At 46.1% G+C, this 16213-nt stretch carries 16 protein-coding genes; 7 read left to right on the top strand and 9 right to left on the bottom strand.

Annotation, left to right across the window (positions count from 1 at the left end; all coding sequences use genetic code 11):
• The first annotated feature begins 122 nt into the window (after positions 1–122).
• Together AM500_RS03795 and AM500_RS03790 are read left to right on the top strand one after the other, a co-directional pair.
• Positions 123–1499, top strand: coding sequence for a sensor histidine kinase (locus AM500_RS03795; RefSeq protein ID WP_053598015.1), 1377 nt, complete (start codon positions 123–125; stop codon positions 1497–1499).
• 105 nt (positions 1500–1604) lie between these two features.
• On the top strand, positions 1605–2240 hold the full coding sequence (locus AM500_RS03790; RefSeq protein WP_053598014.1) for a hypothetical protein: 636 nt from the start codon (positions 1605–1607) through the stop codon (positions 2238–2240).
• Between the two features lie 472 nt (positions 2241–2712).
• On the opposite strand, the gene AM500_RS03785 is transcribed toward AM500_RS03790, so the two are convergent.
• From AM500_RS03785 to AM500_RS25760, 3 genes are all read right to left on the bottom strand, one after another.
• Positions 2713–3318 (bottom strand): hypothetical protein, encoded by a 606-nt coding sequence (locus AM500_RS03785; RefSeq protein ID WP_053598013.1) that lies wholly within the window; start codon positions 3316–3318, stop codon positions 2713–2715.
• Between the two features lie 93 nt (positions 3319–3411).
• On the bottom strand, positions 3412–4155 hold the full coding sequence (locus AM500_RS03780; protein ID WP_053598012.1) for a Crp/Fnr family transcriptional regulator: 744 nt from the start codon (positions 4153–4155) through the stop codon (positions 3412–3414).
• A 182-nt stretch (positions 4156–4337) separates the two neighbouring features.
• Positions 4338–6326 carry a C39 family peptidase gene (locus AM500_RS25760; RefSeq protein WP_197282659.1) on the bottom strand — a complete coding sequence of 663 codons (1989 nt, stop codon included), beginning with the start codon at positions 6324–6326 and terminating at the stop codon, positions 4338–4340.
• A gap of 199 nt (positions 6327–6525) precedes the next feature.
• Here AM500_RS25760 and AM500_RS03770 point away from each other — a divergent pair, with 199 nt between their 5' ends.
• The gene (locus AM500_RS03770) at positions 6526–7584 is read left to right on the top strand and encodes an LLM class flavin-dependent oxidoreductase (RefSeq protein ID WP_053598011.1); all 1059 of its coding nucleotides are present in this window, start codon (positions 6526–6528) and stop codon (positions 7582–7584) included.
• 41 nt (positions 7585–7625) lie between these two features.
• Here AM500_RS03770 and AM500_RS03765 read toward each other — a convergent pair whose 3' ends face one another.
• The 3 genes from AM500_RS03765 to AM500_RS03755 all read right to left on the bottom strand — a co-directional run bounded on the left by AM500_RS03765 (position 7626) and on the right by AM500_RS03755 (position 11280).
• Positions 7626–8870, bottom strand: a complete 1245-nt coding sequence (locus AM500_RS03765; protein WP_053598010.1) for a hypothetical protein — start codon at positions 8868–8870, stop codon at positions 7626–7628.
• 335 nt (positions 8871–9205) lie between these two features.
• Positions 9206–10726: a flotillin lipid rafts scaffold protein FloT gene (locus AM500_RS03760; RefSeq protein ID WP_053598009.1), complete on the bottom strand. Its 1521-nt coding sequence runs from the start codon at positions 10724–10726 to the stop codon at positions 9206–9208.
• Positions 10727–10737: 11 nt separating this feature from the next.
• A complete protein-coding gene (locus AM500_RS03755; RefSeq protein WP_053598008.1) occupies positions 10738–11280 on the bottom strand; it encodes an NfeD family membrane protein in 543 nt (180 codons plus the stop codon).
• A 223-nt stretch (positions 11281–11503) separates the two neighbouring features.
• On the opposite strand from AM500_RS03755, the gene AM500_RS26205 reads away from it, so the two are divergent.
• Both AM500_RS26205 and AM500_RS03750 read left to right on the top strand, forming a co-directional pair.
• Positions 11504–11638, top strand: a complete 135-nt coding sequence (locus AM500_RS26205; RefSeq protein WP_269320270.1) for a hypothetical protein — start codon at positions 11504–11506, stop codon at positions 11636–11638.
• A 115-nt stretch (positions 11639–11753) separates the two neighbouring features.
• Complete coding sequence (locus tag AM500_RS03750; protein WP_053598007.1) at positions 11754–12110, top strand: response regulator transcription factor; 357 nt, start codon at positions 11754–11756, stop codon at positions 12108–12110.
• Positions 12111–12235: 125 nt separating this feature from the next.
• Here AM500_RS03750 and AM500_RS03745 read toward each other — a convergent pair whose 3' ends face one another.
• From AM500_RS03745 to AM500_RS03735, 3 genes are read right to left on the bottom strand one after another with little or no spacing between them, the layout of a single operon-like run.
• On the bottom strand, positions 12236–12982 hold the full coding sequence (locus AM500_RS03745) for an amino acid ABC transporter ATP-binding protein (RefSeq protein ID WP_053601613.1): 747 nt from the start codon (positions 12980–12982) through the stop codon (positions 12236–12238).
• Between the two features lie 30 nt (positions 12983–13012).
• A complete protein-coding gene (locus tag AM500_RS03740; RefSeq protein ID WP_043930438.1) occupies positions 13013–13711 on the bottom strand; it encodes an amino acid ABC transporter permease in 699 nt (232 codons plus the stop codon).
• Positions 13698–14537 carry an amino acid ABC transporter substrate-binding protein gene (locus AM500_RS03735; RefSeq protein WP_053598006.1) on the bottom strand — a complete coding sequence of 280 codons (840 nt, stop codon included), beginning with the start codon at positions 14535–14537 and terminating at the stop codon, positions 13698–13700. Before AM500_RS03735 ends, AM500_RS03740 begins: the two co-directional genes overlap by 14 nt.
• A 622-nt stretch (positions 14538–15159) precedes the next feature.
• Here AM500_RS03735 and AM500_RS03730 point away from each other — a divergent pair.
• Together AM500_RS03730 and AM500_RS25755 are read left to right on the top strand one after the other, a co-directional pair.
• The gene (locus AM500_RS03730; protein WP_053598005.1) at positions 15160–16026 is read left to right on the top strand and encodes an SPFH domain-containing protein; all 867 of its coding nucleotides are present in this window, start codon (positions 15160–15162) and stop codon (positions 16024–16026) included.
• 12 nt (positions 16027–16038) lie between these two features.
• Positions 16039–16197, top strand: coding sequence for a type II toxin-antitoxin system antitoxin (locus AM500_RS25755; RefSeq protein WP_197028353.1), 159 nt, complete (start codon positions 16039–16041; stop codon positions 16195–16197).
• Positions 16198–16213: the final 16 nt, after the last annotated feature.

The following is a 16213-nucleotide window of genomic DNA, read 5'->3' as shown; positions in this document are numbered from 1 at the left end:
ATCAAATTAAGTAGTATATCGGTCGTTTCGTCTGGCTTATCGGTCTAATCTAAAATTTATCGGTCAATTTACCACTTTTATCGGTCAAATACCCGTTCAACCTAACTCCCGGAGGGTACCCCATGAATAAAATTTCCTTTAAAATCGGCTTTTTCTTTTTCCTGGCCATTTTCCTGCTTGAAACAGTTTTGATGGTCGCGCTTCACAACAACATCATCCACTCGCGGGTTGACGACGAGCTCATCGCGCTGCAAACCCGCGGCAACAACCACCGCGAAATCCTTGAGGAGAACTTCCACGAGGAAACAATCCGGCATATTGCTTTAATGGAATCGCGCACCGATACAATTGTCATCCTGGCTGATTCGTACGGTACCATCCTTATGTCCTCAAACGAGGTAGTGCCTGCAATGGAAGCGGTCATGTCCAAGCGTCCTGATGACATTCCCGAACCTGGGATGATTCTTGAAGATGACTGGAAGGACAAGCCGTATATCGCATCCGCCACACCGGTAGATTTGCAGGATGGTACCATTGGAACGGTGTTTATGTTTCAGGGAACCGAAAAAATCAAGGAGCTCATCTCTGGAATGAACCAGCACTTCTTGATTGCCGGCCTACTGTCGCTTTTGTTCATGATTGGCGTTATCTTTTTCCTATCACGCTTTTTGACCGAACCACTCGTCCAAATGAACGAAGCGACCAAGAAAATCAGAAAGGGCGATTTCTCCGTCACCTTGCCCAAGCGCTCCCGTGACGAAGTCGGTGAGCTCGGGGAGTCAATCGAAATCCTGGCACATGAACTGGATATTTTAAAAAATGAACGCAATGATTTCCTTGGGTCTATTTCACATGAATTAAGAACGCCCCTCACATATATCAAGGGCTATGCCGAAATCGCCCAGCGTCAGGAACTTGAACCTGCTGAGCGCAACAAATACCTTACCATCATTACCGAAGAAGCCGGAAAGCTCGCCAAACTCGTCAAAGAACTGTTCAACCTGGCAAGGATAGACGAAAACACCTTCTCCATCGACAAAGTGGATGTCGAGCTCAAGCCTTATCTTGAGGGGATTTTTAGCAAAGCTGCCCCTGCCTTCACCGACAAGCAAATGAAGCTCGATCTTGTATGCCCAGAAAACATCTCCGTCAGCATCGATCCAATCCGCTTTGAGCAGGTAATCATCAACCTGATTGAAAACGCACGCAAATACTCCGATCCTGGCAGCATGGTAAGTGTCACCGTTTCAAGAGTTGAGGGAAATCGGCAGTCCGAGCATGTTACGATTGCAGTCCGTGACCGCGGCTGGGGCATTCCAAAAGAAGACGTTCCCCGCATCTTTGAACGCTTCTACCGTGTTGACAAATCCCGAACCCGCGCCCTCGGCGGCAGCGGCCTTGGACTTGCAATCGCCAAAGAACTTGTTGAAGCACATGGCGGCACCATCTCTGTCAGCAGCGAACAAGGCCAAGGAACCGAATTTGTTATTGAACTATAGAAATTTCTGCGGCTATCCCGACTTTAGGGTAGCCATTTTTAAAAAAGAAGGAAAATTTTGTAGAAATATAGAATATATAGTTTATAAAATTAAGGAGGCGAACAAATGGTTAATCAAATCGATCGTTTTAAATACTACGAGGAATATGGAGAATATGATGGCTGGCTAACCGTAAACAGCCCGGCTGCCCTGTTTGGGACTGATGAGATTGAAATCGTTGGCAACTGTATAACCAAGCCCCCTCTCTCAACCAAAGAGCTCAATACAATAAACTTTTTAAAGAAAGAATTTCCTCAAATTTATAAAACGGTACTTGATACACTGTTTGCTTTGCAGGAAGATGGACCAATCAAATGGGAAATTTTCAACTCGGAAGACTATTCATTTAGCCCAATCACTTTTTCAAACAGCAGTGAAATCCATTCCTATATCGGTAAACCCGCGTTCCAGATTCTGACCGACACCGTGAAAGATGACTATACATACTTTGCATTATCCTTTTTTAAAGATAATCATTTATCAATCGAACATGGCTTCACGTTCGTCTTTTATAAAAACAGCCTCATCCATCTCGATTTCACTGACGATATTTCCACAGTGGAGGGAATCTACTACTACGAACAAGACCCCGCCAAGTGGAAGGAAGGATTATGGAAAGTGATGTTTGAAGCCGTCAAAGAAAGGAACCAAAACGATAAAGAACTAATCAGGTCCAAGTGGCTCCAGGAAAAATACTATTAAGAGCCATTCCGTTAAGTGGAATGGCTCTTTTGACTGTATGCCGCTTCTATTGGATTAATCCACCTCCCCCGAACACTGATTAATCTATTAAACCGACTCTATTGGATTAATCCACCTCTCCCGAACACTGATTAATCTAATAAACCGACTCTATTGGATTAATCCACCTCCCCCGAACACTGATTAATCTATTAAACCGACTCTATTGGATTAATCCACCTCTCCCGAACCCTGATTAATCTATTAAACCGGCTCTATTGGATTAATCCGCCTCTCCCGAACACTGATTAATCTATTAAACCTACTCTATTGGATTAATCCACCTCTCCCGAACACTGATTAATCTATTAAACCGGTTCTATTGGATTAATCCGCCTCGGTGGACCCTGATTACATGAGGGCTGGCCCATTTTACGAGGCTCTATTCTATGCATCAGCCATGATGGTGCAAAAGGCAACAGCTTCGTTCCACTCACATTCTCCTTTTTAGAAAAATTCCAACTCCTAAACAAACCAGAACACCTATGCCAACTGTTAATGCCAGCACCGGCCTGTGATCCTCGGCAGATTCAACGGGTTCAGGCTTTGCTGGTTCAGACTTTGGAAGTGCCGGAACTGCTGGTTTCTCTTCCACTGTTTTTAGGAATTCTTCAAAAAACACCCTTTTTGTATCAACAGGATGGACGACCTTGCCATTCTTAAATTGAATCATTCCATTTGGGCCGCCAACAGGCACAAGGAAGTCTGCCTCTTCACTATTCTCCAAAAACAACAGGAATTCCCCGCCTTTACGCTGAAATTCGTCCACCCAGCCATCGTCGAAAGGATCAAGGCCTGCTGTTATCTTTTTGGATACATTATCACCTTTATACACCTTGCTAACATTAAACGCCACGCCATGGAAAATAAACTCACTTTCTTCCCGTTCATCGGAAAAATCATACGTGCCGCTAACAATCACATCCGCCCTGTTAACGACCTCTTTTGGATTGACATCAACCCAGCTGGTCGCAAACACAGTCGTATTCATCAGCAGAACCAAGCTTGCCAGCATAACAATTAAGCTAAATTTACGCATTTCGCTCACCATCCCGTTTATACAATAAGACGGAAGTTTTTTTAAAAAATGACACCTCCACAAAAAAAATAAGCGCACCCTTTTCAGAGTACGCTAAACGAGCAGCAGCCTATCAAGGTCAAGAATCTCAATTCTCTTTTGAGGCTTTTGGCGGATTAATCCGGCATCCTCAAACTCGGTGAGCTTCCGGCTGACTGTTTCAGGAGTCGTACCAAGATAGGATGCAAGATCCTTCTTAGCTATCGGCAGCTTAAACTCACGGGACGCCCCTTCATCCTCCAGGCAATCGACCAAAAACAGCGCAATCCTCGTTTCCACCTTTTCCGTTGCCGTACGCGCACCCTGCTTCTCTGACTGCTCAAGCCGGTTCGAGAACTCGGCCAGTATCTTCAAAGCAATCGTCGGATACTTCAACAGGAATTCCTGGAGGTCACCACGGCGTATCATGCATACTTCCGTATCAGCCATCGCTTCGGCAAAGGACTCATGCACACCTTCATTGAACAAAGCCAATTCCCCGGTAAAATCACCAGGATTAAGGATGCGGACAAGCTGTTCCTTACCCGACTCGGAAAGCCGGTAAATCCGGATTTTGCCCTTATGGACAATATAGAGCGAATCCGACTCGCTGCCGGCCTGGTACACAATTTCACCTTTTTTAAAAGAAGCCGGCCGCGCCGTCTTCATGATTTCGTCCATCTGCGGCTTCTCCAAATGATTAAAAATTGGAACGAGTGCAACGCAAGATTGGTGCGAATGGCCATGATGGGTGCAGTGGCTATGCTGCCCCGCCTGGTTAGTTTGATGGTGAACCGTTTCCCGATAATTGGAGCCCATTCCGCAACACCTCTCTGGTACTTGTTATTCTCATTGTGCTTTTAATTCCCGCATTCGTCCAGTCCTGCCATTTTAAAAAGAAATAGGCCAAGATTCCTGAAAAAATCTTGGCCTCAATAGTTAGTAGCGTTTCTGGTATCACTAGTACTTAGGTATCCTTGATAGCAATTTTTTCATAAAAGTTAATAGGAAATGGCCCTCTTATTTTGGTTTGCCCAGATTTTGTTAAAACTAGTTTTGCTCATTTTAACGTTCTTTTCACCGGTCCAAGGGTCATTATAGTAGTAATTGCTTCCGTCGAATCCGGTTAGCGTGATGGCGTGGACGGAGAACCCGTGCATTGGTGATGCCCAGACAACTACCGGTTTATTTTTCGATAAATACGATTCTAACGTTGCATTGCTGGTTCCGGTCAGGTTGACGGATGTTCCGGCATACTTTTTCACTAGACTCATTAAAGCTGACGGGTAAATGGTCCAGCCGCCTTTAGTAAAAGGATCTCCAACATACCCTTGGTTCGGATCCCATGAATGCCTTGGCATTTCCCTTGCGAGGCTGACTTTGTTTACGTTAGCACCTTTATAAAGAAGCATCATCGTGACAGCAGTTATTTCGCAGCCAGTAGGGAGTTCAGGAAGCTGCTTGACCAGCGGGACATTCAGTTTCAGGCTACTTACCCGTGCTGCATGGCTGCCGTACTTCGTTTTAGGCAAGTAGCCGTAGGTTGCCAGAAGCCGCTGGGTCCCTGCTTCCCTACTAACCGATGAAGTAAGATAGCCTGTCGTTCCGATTGTAAAAACGTTCTTGATTCTTTTCCCATGAGTTCCATACTTTGTGGACGGATAATATTCATACCAGTTAAGGATTCTTTGGGTATTCACTTCATGCCTGGATGCTTTCGTTAAATATCCTGATGAATTCTGAGTTAGTTTGTACTGAATCCTTTTTCCATGGGTACCGTACTTCGTCCCCGAATAGTATGTATACCGGGTCAAGATTTTTTGGGTGTCCAGTTCATGCCTTGTCGCACTAGTTATATAACCAGACGAATTCTGAGTAAGTTTGTACTGAATTCTTCTCCCCTGCGTTCCATACTTCGTCCCCGAGTAATATGTATACCGGGTCAAGATCTTTTGGGTGTCCGCTTCATGCCTTGTTGCACTCGTTAAATAACCCGACGAATTCTGAGTTAGTTTGTACTGAATTCTTTTTCCATGCGTTCCGTACTTCGTGCCTGGATAATATGTATAGTAGGTAAGGATTTTTTGGGTATCCACTTGATGTCTTGTGGTCCTGGCGACATATCCTGAGGAATTCAGAATCAGTTTATACTGAACTTTATTATCATGAGAGCCGTATTTAGCCCCCGAATAATATGTATAATAGGTTTGAATTTTTTGAGTATCCTTTTCCAACTGCTCCCGCTTTGTTATGTAACCATCTTGATTAACATAGAATATGTATTGAATCGAGCTTTCTGCGGTTTCGACTGTACTATTTGGATAGTATTCTTGTATTTTCACTAGCTGCCCGTTTGAGTGGACTTCCGCTTTTAAAATCTCTTTGTTCTCATTAAGGTAATAGGTTGTATTTCCAACTGTAAGAATGGTACCCTCATCGGACTGCGTCTCAACAGTACTCTTAGTTTCGACTTTATCACTTTGAACTGGTTCAGCTTTGCCGCTATTCACCGGTTTCTCAGTGCCGGCAGCAGGCTCTTCGGTTTTGGCTTCCTCATCCTGAACCTCGACTGCTTCCTTGGTCTCCTCATCAGAGCTAGTCACCGGCTGCTCAGTGCTTTCAGCTGGTGTACCGGTTTGATTTTCAGTGCTGGCAGCAGATGTGCCGGTTTGATTTTCAGTACTATCAGCAGGCTCGTCGGCTTTGGCTTCCTCATCCTGAACCTCGGCTGTTTCCCCGTTCTCCTCACCAGAGCTAACTATCGGTTCCCCCGGAGTTTCAGCAGATATTTCGGATGGAGCGGACCCAGCAGGAGTCCCTGTTTCCTCGGATTGCAGCTCCGAACCGCCCTTACTGGAATCTTGCCCTAACTCTGTTCCTTTTGTTGATTCCTGGCTTTTAACTCCGCGTTCTTCTGCAAAAACAACTTCTCCCACCGATGAAAAAACGATGGCAGCGCTTAACAATGATGCAATGGCTTTCCTAGACATTTTGCTCTCCTTTCAATTCCGCTAATACGTTCTACTACTATATTAATCTATTTGATTTGGAAAAACACTAGTCATTTGGAAGTATAATCCACTTTTGAGGAATTGGGAATTAATGAAAATTCCAATCAGGCAGTTCATTTTGGAAAATGCAACTCCTGTAGTATCCTTTTGATAAAATTAACGAAAGAAGGCTAGCCTGATGGAGAAATATCGAATTGATCCAAGCAAGGGGCTCGAATTTGGGCTGTATACGCTTGGCGACCATATTCCCAACCCGCATTCCGGGAAGCGGATTTCTGCCCAGCAGCGGATACAGGAGCTGATTGAGCTGGCGAAGCTTGCCGAGCAGGCGGGGCTGGACTTTTTCAGTGTCGGTGAAAGCCACCAGGAGTATTTCGCGACGCAGGCGCACACGGTTGTGCTGTCGGCGATTGCCCAGGCAACGAGCAAAATAAAGATTGGCAGCTCATCAACAATTGTCAGCACACTTGACCCGGTGCGAGTGTATGAAGATTTTGCCACAATCGACCTTATCTCAAATGGACGGGCAGAAATCATTGCTGGGCGTGCGTCCAGGGTCGGCCTGTTTGAACTTCTAGGGTATAACATAAGAGATTATGAAGAGCTATATGAGGAAAAATTCGACCTGCTGCTGCAGATTAATGAGAACGAAACGGTTAACTGGAGCGGCAAGTTCCGCGCGCCACTCCGAAATGCGCAGGTTATCCCTCGCCCTGCAGACGGAAGCTTGCCTATTTGGCGTGCAGTGGGAGGCGGCCCGGAGAGTGCGGTGAAAGCTGGTCGGGCTGGTGTCCCGATGATGCTCGCCATGCTTGGCGGAGCGGCGACGACCTTTAAGTATTCGGTTGATGCCTACCGGGCGTCGGCCGAGCGAAGCGGTTTTAACATAAACGAACTTCCAGTCGCGACCGCAGGATTCCTCTTTCCAGCCGAGACGACTCAAGAGGCGCTCCGGGAGTATCATCCTTACATTAACGAGGGAATGAAGCTGACGAATGGGCGCGGATTCCCATGGGTCGGGTTTCAGCACGGCGGCGACCCTGAGAATATTATGAATGTAGGCAGCCCGCAGCAAATTGTCGAGAAGATTCTCTATCAGCACGAGATGTTCGGCCATCAGCGCTATATTGGGCAAATGGATTTCGGCGGTGTCCCGTTTGAGACGCTCAAGAAGAAAATTGAACTGATCGGTACCAAAATCTTGCCAGACGTGAAAAAGTACACTTCTGCTAAATAAGCTGGATAAGTCCGGACGGCCAGGCAAAAAGCCATTCCCGCTTAGGAATAGCTTTTCTTGTAAAGGGTGATCCGGTCGAGGATTCCGCTTTTCATAACAAAGTTCTTCACTTTGCTGTATTCATCAGCGGTCGCCCCGGTGCCATGAGAGGCGGGGTTACGATAGCTGCGCAAGGCATCGATTGTGTTTGTGTACTCTTTATACATTACTTCGTCGGCAAGATCTGCAATCGGCTGGCTTCGCATGCAGGCTGTGATTTGGCTGAGGGTTCGCGCCTTCGCTTTGCCTTCCAGCATGTTTATTATTTCGTTCATTTCCCTTTCAATCACACCCATCAGGGATGCAATGTGGGTCGCATAGGGAAACAGCTCCATCGAGTCCTTGTATTGCTTTTCCGCAGTTAAAGCTGCAGCAAGCCTCCTCCTCGACTCCTCGGTCAGATACCTGTATTTATAAAAGAAGAATTGATAATCGTTATGGAGTTCGTTGATTGCTTTAAAGCTTATCCTTGCAGAAGGCAGTTTCGGCTGTGACTGGCCAAGCGCAAATTCCAGATCAATAAAGCTTAGTTTCATATCGACCAACACATCGTCCTTGTGATGGAGCTCGGCTTTATCAAGGACGGCCTTGTCAGGGATATATTCGGACTGGATGATTTCATAGGTGGCAACAGCTTCCAAGCGGATTGCCGCGAAATCTGCGACACTTCCCCCAGGGAGGGCAAAATATTCAGCACTGACGCTCTCAGCAATATCGCGGACTAGCAGCTTTTCGCCTTCGTTCAAAGTGGGCCGCAGCCTGTACTTCCGCTTCAGCTTCGCGGCTTCGTCATCGTGAAGATATTCATTTTTTCCAAATTGGGAATCAAGGATATAGGAATCGAGAAATGCCTGGTCATCAAAGACTGAATCGGTCGGCACGAGCTTAAGCATGGAATGGGCCAGAAATCTCACTTTTTCGTCGGACTCCTCCTCACACGCCTTGATCAGAAGTGTGAAGAGGCCTAGCACAAACTCCCTCGGATTCTTGAGGTAATCATGTCCGGTTTCCGGGAAAAGCTCATGGTAGATTTTCCGGTGCAGCTGCCTCTGTTCAGGCTCGTACTCGGCCAGCTGGAATTTCAGCATTTCCTTATCGATTTTATAAAAAAGTACATCAAGGTTCCCTTTGTAATAAAGCCGTTCAGCCTCTTTGCTCTTAACCGGCAGGTTCAGGTCGTACGATTCCATGTAAACCATTACTCCGCCGGGACACTTTGTAATCCGAAAGCCATCTAGTGTAATCATGCTATCCACCTTCAAAAATAAGTCTACTTATCATTTTAGAATAAAATTTGGCTGCCGACCAAGGTTCTTTTTTCAAAAGGATTGCAAGATTTGCTGCAGCAGCTTCCAGTAATTGTCTAAATGCTCATATCAGGGTAAAATCGGCTCATATTGGGCTCATATCGAGAGCAAAATGGCGCATATCATATGAAAAAAGGCTCATATGTTACCACCCCCTTAGCTTGGCACCAACCCAGTGGAGTAGAAACCGTCTCATTAGCCAAAGCACCCCCCTTACCACAAAAAAAAGCTCCCCGCAGACTAATTCCGCGGGGAGCTACTCGTGTTAGCCTCTATTACGCCTTCACTGGTTCTTTCTTTTCTTCCTTGACTGTTCCTTCAAGGACGGCTGGGCGGATGGTGCCTTTGCCGGAGTAGTTTTCAAGCAGCTCTTTCAGGTCGATGCCGCTTGATGCTTTCAGGGTTTCCTGAAGGCCGGCCATCAGGTTGGTCGCATAGCCAGTGACACGGTTTGCGCCGCTGCCGGAGCCGCCGCCGCCCGTGTCGACGATGCTGATCTTGTCGATGTTGGCGAGCGGTGCTGCAATTTGCTTCGCGTATTCCGGCATCATTTTGATGACCATGTCCATGACAGCTGCCTGGCCGAACAATTCGAATGCTTCGGCGATCTTTTGCTTCGCTTCCGCTTCGGCAAGACCTTTCAGGCGGATGATTTCAGCGTCGGTTTCCCCCTGCGCCCTGACTGCATCCGCTTTGGCAAGACCGTCGAGGCGGATGCGCTCAGCTTCCGCTTTTGCAAGTGCTTCAATCCGATATTTGTTAGCTTCAGCTTCAGCCATTTCCTTCGCTTTTTGGGCAGCTGCAGATTGCTCGACCGAGTAACGGTCCGCGTCAGCCTTTTTCTTGACCTCGGAATCGTACTGGCGCTCACGGCGCTGGATTTCTTTTTCCTCGAGCTCGATTTGCTTTTGGCGCTCAATGATCTTGATTTGCATTTCCTGCTCGGTTACCTGCTGCTTGGAGCGGGCTGTTTCAAGGTCGTATGCCTGGTCGGCACGTGCCTTGGCACTTTCCTGCTCGGCGCGGAATTCCGATACCTTCAGCTGGTTGGTCTTTTCAGCCTCTGCAATTTCAGTAGCGCGCTGCAATTCAGCCTGTTTTGCTTCCTTGGCTGCCTCAGCCCTCTTGACGCGTGTTTCCATTTCAGCCTCGGCCGTTGCGATATCGGCATCGCGCTTCACTTGGGCAATCCGCGGCTTACCAAGGGAATCGAGGTAGCCGTTTTTGTCACGGACATCTTTTATAGTGAACGAAACAATCACAAGTCCCATTTTCGCGAGGTCCTGGGATGCGACGCGCTGGACTTCCTGTGAGAACTTATCACGGTTTTTATAAATTTCTTCAACAGTCATCGATCCGAGGATAGAACGAAGATGGCCTTCAAGGACCTCTTTCGCTTCATTCTCGCGGTCTTCCTTCGCTTTGCCGAGGAACTGCTCGGCGGCAGTAGCGATTTCGGAAATCGATCCGCCAATTTTAATAATTGCTACACCATCAGCCATAACCGGAACGCCCTGCTCGGTGTACACCTCAGGTGTGGTCACTTCCAGCTTACTTGACAATAGGCTAAGCGGTTGGGACTGCTGGAATACTGGTAAAATAAATGCACCGCCACCGCGGATGATTTTAATTTTGTTGCCTGATTCGTCAATGTGGACATTTTTACTGCCCAGCATGCTGCCTGTAATAATCAAACCCTCATCCGGTCCTGCAGTCTTGTACTTTGTCACAAAAACAGCTATAAGTGCGAGAACAATAAAAACGCCAATACCTGCTGCAATCCAAATCATTTCCATTCCATCTCCTCCTAGATCCACTCGTTTTCTATTTTTTCTTTTACTGCAACCTGAAGCACACCATTGGCTGTATCAACAATAAGGACATCGTGCCCGTTGGATATTTCCGCCCCATCGAAGCTTTTCGCAGGCTTAGAAATCCGCCCGCTAATCGAATCGATCATCACTTCGCCGAACCCGTCTGTCGGGATAGCCGTAATCACCTTTCCGACCCGGCCCCTCAAATCAGATTCAGTGTAGGTCAAGGAGACCTCCGCCTTCCTAATCGGAAGAAGCACGAACACATTCAAAAGGGTGACAAGAATCGCAGAAAGGCCTGAATTAATGAGCAAAATGACAAGATGCGACAGAGAGGTCAATTTTTCTAAAATAAACCCTCCGGCTGATAAAAACGTAATAAATGAGAACAAAAGCACAGGATTAAACATATCCAATCCATCAAAAATCCCATCGAGCAAATCACTGAACAGGACATAAACAAGCGTCAGTCCCCCAGCAATCAACAGCCCGTAAAGATAAATCGTGTCCATTGGCACCCCATTCAGAAACTCCATATCTGCCACCACCCCCGATTGAAAGTCTTCCCTTTCATTGTACATTAGGTTATACGGGTAAAAATAGAGAAAGTTTCATAATATGATAATTTTGTAAACATTTACCTAATCATTTTTGTCAAAAGCTGTAGTAACCAGTTCCTTAAGCAAAAAGCCATTTCTGTTTAGTACAGGTTTAAAAAGGGTATAGTGTACTATTACATCACGAAAGGAGTGCAGCTAGATGGAACCAATAGATTATTTGGCATGGGTTGTGCCAACACTGTTAGGGGTTTCGTTCGTGGCATCACTCTATGCTATCTCAAAAAAACCGAAATACATGACTGAAAAAGTCTCCCGACGCAAACTAAGTGACTAATGCCTTGAACGCGCTGCCCTTATAAGGCAAGCGCGTTTTATTTTTTCACACGACAGGTTCCTTTTTAATGTTAATATAGTAAATATAGTAAGAACATTTACAGGGGGAGAGCAGTATGAGGTTATTGATCGTTGAAGATGAACCCATCATCCGTGACCTGCTTAAACTTTATCTAAAAAAACACTTTGAAATAACAGAAGCTGATAACGGCAGGGATGGGCTGCGACTTTCCCTCGAACAAGACTTCGACTTTATTCTTTTAGACATGTTCATGCCCGAGATGGATGGATTGGAAGTTTGGAAAAACCTAAGGATGCAAAAGAACACACCCGTCCTCATCCTGACAGCCCAATACTCCGAGGAGCTGGAAGAGGCAGGTAAAGAAGCACATACCCACTTTATGCTAAAGCCCTTCAGTCCAAAAGACGTAGCGGCTCACATCCTCCAGTCCCTCACCTTACCAAGCAGTTAATTCTTTCTTTTTTAAAAAAACACACAAGTTGAGCTAAAACTAGCGGGATACCGGCCTCTGGGGCCGGCGCCTGCTTATAACAGCGAAAAAGCAGCCTCCTCAAAGGGGCTGCTTCTCTATTGATTTTATATTTCCGGACGGATCAGGTTCAAAAACTGCCTGGTCCGCTCGTGTTTTGGGTTGGTGAAAATGTTCTCCGGCTTGCCGCGTTCAAGGACAACTCCCTGATCCATAAAGATGACCTCGTTGGCTGCCTCACGGGCAAAACGCATTTCATGGGTGACGACAACCATCGTCATCCCTTCGTTCGCCAGATCTTTCATAACCTTCAGCACTTCGCCAACAAGTTCTGGGTCAAGCGCAGATGTTGGTTCGTCGAACAACATGACGGCAGGTTCCATCGCAAGTGCGCGGGCAATGCCGACACGCTGCTGCTGTCCGCCTGATAATTGATGCGGATAATAATCAAGCTTGTCGCCAAGCCCTACTTTTTGCAATAGCAATGCAGCCTTCTGCCTGGCATTTTCCTTGTTTTCACCTTTGACGATAATCGGCCCTTCCATGACGTTTTCCATCGCCGTTTTGTGCGGAAACAAATTATAGCTCTGGAAGACCATCCCGGTAAGACGGCGGAACGAAGCAATTGCTTTGTTTGGAACAGCCTTTCCAGTAAAATCAAGTGTCTGCCCGGAAATAGTGATGCTGCCTTTTGTTGGCGTCTCGAGAACATTGAGGCAGCGGAGCAGGGTAGTTTTACCAGAACCGGACGGCCCGATGACGACAACCACCTTCCCCTTTTCAACCTCCAAATCGATGCCCTTCAAAACTTGAAGGTCGCCGAACTGCTTATGCAGACCTCTTATTGAAATCATTGGTTGATCCATTGGATTTCCCCCTTCCGTCTATTTGACATACCGGTCAAACCTCGCTTCCAATTTCCCCTGGAAGATGGAAAGGACAAAGCAGACAATCCAATAAAGCAGGGCAGCCTGTAAGTAAAGCAGCAAGAACTCATAATTTGTGGAAGCAATTTCCTGCGCCCGACGGAACATTTCCGTAACGAGAATTGTCGCGGCAAGCGAGGTATCCTTAACAAGGCCGATGAATGAATTTGATAATGGCGGAACAGAAACCCTGGCAGCCTGTGGCAAGATAATTCTCTTTAGGAGTTGGGGATACGACATGCCAATTGAATATCCGGCTTCCCATTGTCCTTTTGGGATGGATAGAACAGCAGCCCGGATGATTTCGGATGCATATGCACCGACCGAGAGCGAAAAACCGACAACGGCTGCTGGAAACGGGTCAATAACGACGCCAATTGTTGGCAAGCCGTAAAACAGGATGAACAGCTGAACCAGGAGTGGCGTCCCGCGGATAGCAGATACATAGACGCGCGCGATATACTGGAGTGGCTTGTTATGCGAAATCCTGGCCAATGCAGTGAGCACGGCCAGGATCAGCCCGATGACAAATGAAATAAGTGTCAGCGGGATTGTGTATTGAATGAGCCCTTCCAGGAGCGGCATCCACGAGTTTTTCGCGATGGTTGTCAGCCTGTCCATTCGTTCAGGGTCTGCAAAAATACTATTTAAGTACATTCTCGCCAAACCATTCTTTGGAGATTTTGTCGTACGTACCGTCGTCGATCATTTCTTTAAGCGCCTTGTTGACTTCTTCAACAAGTGTTTCGCTGCCCTTGCGGAACATCAAGCCGCTCTGGGAAGCATCTTCGGATTCGTCTTTCACTTCAACTTGTGCATCCGGGCGGTTCTTTTTAAAATCAAGGAATGCGATTTTGTCATTAATGGTCGCATCGACGCGTTTAGAGTTTAGCAGCTCAACTGCCTGGTTAAAGCTGTCTATGCCAACAACCTCGGCGCCAAGATCTTTTGCCATTTGCCCATAGTTACTAGTCAAGGTTTGGGCAGATTTCTTTCCTTTAATGTCTTCAAATGTTTGAATATCTTTATTGTCGGTCCGTGTAATCAGAACCGCAGCAGATGTAATGTACGGATCAGAGAACAAGTATTTTTCCTGGCGGTCCGGACGGATTCCCACCTGGTTGGCAATCATGTCAAAACGTTTTGCATCAAGGCCTGCAAAGATTGCATCCCATTGTGTTTCCTGAAATTCAACATCGACTCCAAGACGTTTTCCTACTTCACGTGCGATTTCAACGTCAAAGCCAGTCAGCTCGCCTTTATCATTATGAAATGAGAACGGAGCATATGTACCTTCCGTACCAACAACCAACTTGCCTTCATCCTTTACCTTTGCAAGCAAATCGTCCTTGTTCGCAGTTTCTTCTTTTTTGTTATTAGTATCGTTATTGCCGCCATTCTTCGCGTTGTCATTCGTGCCGCAAGCTGCAAGCACCAACACAAGGCTTAATAGCAATGCAAAAAATAATGAAAATTTCTTCATAAGTAAAACCCCCTAAATCATATTGGTTTGGTCGACATTCCTCATAATAGTACAGCCTGCCCACCTTGTCAAAGGAATAATTTGTGTATATTTTACCCTGCTAGTTCACAGTTAATCGCTTAATTCTAAAATAGCTGGATTGGCTGTAATAATTCTGGCATACTCCTTTATCTATTAACTAGAGTTAGGAATACTGTTAATCCTTTCAGCCAATAGATGATATTTCCGTGACTCGATTACCTTGAAGTGTAATTCATCCTTGATTTCTATGGGCACTTTATTGGTTTCTATGGGCACTTTATTGGTTTCTATGGGCACCTTATTGGTTTCTATGGGCACTTTCTGGGTTTCTATGGGCACTTTCTGGTTTTCTTTGGGCACTTTCTTTTTTTTATGAGCACTTTCCAGCTTATGAATGACATCTTAACGCTTCGACTACCTTGAAATGTTATTCATCCGGCCTATGAATGACATTTTGATGCCTTGAGTACCTTGAGTTGTCATTCATGACTTACTCTTACAATTATAAAAAGCCTATTTATTAAAAATTAAAGAAAATTTATCCATTTTTGACATCAATATGATATCATTATGATAACAAGTAAATAAGGAGGAGATTGGCATGCAGGAAAAAGATGTGTTTAAGATGAACGGTTTTGCCGGGCTGGGGATATTTATCCTTTTGGTAGCGGGCGCGGTGTATTTTCTTGTTCAGTTCGGCATGACCGGCAGCCTAATCTGGGCTGTAATCGGCATATTGCTTGGTGCAGCGGCTTTTTTGACAATGACCGGCTTTACCATTATCCAGCCGAATCAGGCGATGGCACTTACCCTTTTCGGAAGCTATCTCGGGGTGATCAAGAAGGAAGGGTTTTGGCTGACGGTTCCGTTAAGTGTCAGGAAGAAAGTGTCTTTGAGAGTACTAAACTTCAACAGCGACAGGCTTAAGGTTAATGACCTTGAAGGAAATCCAATTGAGATTGCGGCTGTTGTGGTTTATAAGGTTTTTGACACAGCGAAAGCGGTCTTTGATGTCGAGGACTACAAAACTTTCGTCCACACTCAAAGTGAAACAGGACTCAGGCATATTGCCAGCCAATATCCATATGACAACTTCAACAATGACTATGAAATTTCGCTCCGCCAACATTCTGACGAAGTAGGCGAGGTGCTGACAAAGGACCTTCAGGCGAGGCTCATGGTTGCAGGTGTCGAGGTAATTGAAGCGCGGATTATGCACCTTGCCTATGCGAGCGAAATTGCTTCGGCGATGCTGCAACGACAGCAGGCAAAAGCGGTTCTTTCTGCGAGGAAGGTCATTGTCGAAGGCGCCGTCGGAATGGTAAAGTCGGCAATCGAGCAGCTGAGCAATGAAGGTGTTGTCGAGCTTGATGAGGAAAAGAAAGCTCAAATGGTCAATAATCTGATGGTGGCTCTTGTATCCGAAAAAGGAAATCAGCCCATCATCAATACCGGATCGATTTACTAAGGTTGTGATAGCATGGCAGATAAGAAACGGTTCCTTCTCCGGATTGACCAAAAGACATACGATGCACTCGAGCGCTGGGCGAATGATGAGTTTCGCAGTGTTAACGCCCAAATTGAACTTTTATTAAAAAAAGCACTTAAAGAAAATGGCAGGCTGAAGAAGGAAGAGTAGGTATCCGGCAAAAAAG

Source organism: Bacillus sp. FJAT-18017, from assembly GCF_001278805.1.
Classification (GTDB): domain Bacteria; phylum Bacillota; class Bacilli; order Bacillales; family Cytobacillaceae; genus Bacillus_D.
Note: the sequence above shows the minus strand (reverse complement) of the source record. Positions and strands in the feature narration are given on the sequence as shown.

Excerpts from the sequence above, each read along its gene's own strand:
- AM500_RS03795 (WP_053598015.1), top strand. The coding sequence starts at position 123 with ATGAATAAAATTTCCTTTAAAATCGGCTTTTTCTTTTTCCTGGCCATT.
- AM500_RS03790 (WP_053598014.1), top strand. The coding sequence starts at position 1,605 with ATGGTTAATCAAATCGATCGTTTTAAATACTACGAGGAATATGGAGAA.
- AM500_RS03785 (WP_053598013.1), bottom strand. The coding sequence starts at position 3,318 with ATGCGTAAATTTAGCTTAATTGTTATGCTGGCAAGCTTGGTTCTGCTG.
- AM500_RS03780 (WP_053598012.1), bottom strand. The coding sequence starts at position 4,155 with ATGGGCTCCAATTATCGGGAAACGGTTCACCATCAAACTAACCAGGCG.
- AM500_RS25760 (WP_197282659.1), bottom strand. The coding sequence starts at position 6,326 with ATGTCTAGGAAAGCCATTGCATCATTGTTAAGCGCTGCCATCGTTTTT.
- AM500_RS03770 (WP_053598011.1), top strand. The coding sequence starts at position 6,526 with ATGGAGAAATATCGAATTGATCCAAGCAAGGGGCTCGAATTTGGGCTG.
- AM500_RS03765 (WP_053598010.1), bottom strand. The coding sequence starts at position 8,870 with ATGATTACACTAGATGGCTTTCGGATTACAAAGTGTCCCGGCGGAGTA.
- AM500_RS03760 (WP_053598009.1), bottom strand. The coding sequence starts at position 10,726 with ATGGAAATGATTTGGATTGCAGCAGGTATTGGCGTTTTTATTGTTCTC.
- AM500_RS03755 (WP_053598008.1), bottom strand. The coding sequence starts at position 11,280 with ATGGAGTTTCTGAATGGGGTGCCAATGGACACGATTTATCTTTACGGG.
- AM500_RS26205 (WP_269320270.1), top strand. The coding sequence starts at position 11,504 with ATGGAACCAATAGATTATTTGGCATGGGTTGTGCCAACACTGTTAGGG.
- AM500_RS03750 (WP_053598007.1), top strand. The coding sequence starts at position 11,754 with ATGAGGTTATTGATCGTTGAAGATGAACCCATCATCCGTGACCTGCTT.
- AM500_RS03745 (WP_053601613.1), bottom strand. The coding sequence starts at position 12,982 with ATGATTTCAATAAGAGGTCTGCATAAGCAGTTCGGCGACCTTCAAGTT.
- AM500_RS03740 (WP_043930438.1), bottom strand. The coding sequence starts at position 13,711 with ATGTACTTAAATAGTATTTTTGCAGACCCTGAACGAATGGACAGGCTG.
- AM500_RS03735 (WP_053598006.1), bottom strand. The coding sequence starts at position 14,537 with ATGAAGAAATTTTCATTATTTTTTGCATTGCTATTAAGCCTTGTGTTG.
- AM500_RS03730 (WP_053598005.1), top strand. The coding sequence starts at position 15,160 with ATGCAGGAAAAAGATGTGTTTAAGATGAACGGTTTTGCCGGGCTGGGG.
- AM500_RS25755 (WP_197028353.1), top strand. The coding sequence starts at position 16,039 with ATGGCAGATAAGAAACGGTTCCTTCTCCGGATTGACCAAAAGACATAC.